We start from the raw sequence: 1,027 nt of genomic DNA, 5'->3' as shown, positions 1-1,027 counted from the left end.
CGGCCACCCCGGCCACCCCGGCCGCCGAGGCCGCCGCTGCCGTCGGCCGGGCGGGCTCCGCCGGGACGGTGGGCGTGACGGCTGCCGCCGGTCCGGCCGGCTCCGTCACCGACACCCTGCCGGCGATCCCCCGGCCCCACCGGGAAGGCCCGGCGGCCGCCGACCCGATGGACGAGCTCGCCGAGCGGCTCGACGCGTTCGTCGCGGCCGCTGTTCACCCCGACGAGATCGCCGCCGTCCTGGAGTCCGACGGGATGACGGACGACCACATCCGGCTCGCCTACGGCCGCCAGGACTCCTTCGGCCTCGCCGAGGACCTCTACGCCCGGGTGCCGCGCGCCTTCCCCGAGCCCGCCGAGACCCCCGACCCCTGGAAGGTCCCGCTCCTCGCCTGCCTCCTGCGCGGCGTGGTCTTCGCCCTGCCGGGCCTGGCGTACCTGCTCGGCGCGCCGCTGCTGGAGGGCCCGCCCGACCGGCTCGGCCTGCCCGCCGGGACGCTGACCCTGCTGGCCGGCGCGCTCATCGGCTGGGTCTGGGACCAGACCCTGTCCCACCGCGCGTACTCCTGGCTCGGCCTGGGCGACCGGGCCGCCGCCGGGCGGACCCTGCTCGTCGGGGCGCCCGTCGGCGCGCTGCTGGGCTGCGCCGCCGCGTTCGCGGTGCCCGGCGGACCGCCGTTCTCCTACGCCTTCGCCGCCGGACAGGCCTTCTACGTCGGGGCCGCCACCGTCCTGCTGGTCCTCGGCCGGGAGCGGGTGCTGCTCTGCGCCCTCGCCCCGATGGCCTGCGGCGCGCTGCTCTGCCTGGTCGTGGACCTGCCCGTACGGGTGCGGGTGGCGCTGCTGGTGATGTCGCTGCTGGCCGCCTGCGGTCTGGCGGTACGCGAGCTGCCGGTGGCCCGCGCGCTGCGGAGCCTGGCCCGGCGGGTGCACGCCCGGTTGTCGCTCCCGGCGGGGGCGCGGGTGCCCGTCCGGGGCGGCCCGGGGCCGGTGCGCTGGCGGATGCTGCGCGGGGCGGAGGACGAGTT

The 1,027-nt window shown here is 79.0% G+C and carries 1 pseudogene; it reads left to right on the top strand.

The window, feature by feature from the left end:
- Positions 1-68 precede the first annotated feature (68 nt).
- Positions 69-1,027 (top strand): annotated as a pseudogene (locus GPJ59_RS36485) (hypothetical protein); the annotation flags it as partial.

It is taken from the genome of Streptomyces bambusae, from assembly GCF_019400985.1.
Taxonomy (GTDB): Bacteria; Actinomycetota; Actinomycetes; order Streptomycetales; family Streptomycetaceae; genus Streptomyces; species Streptomyces bambusae_A.
This window is presented reverse-complemented; position numbering and strand designations above follow the sequence as displayed.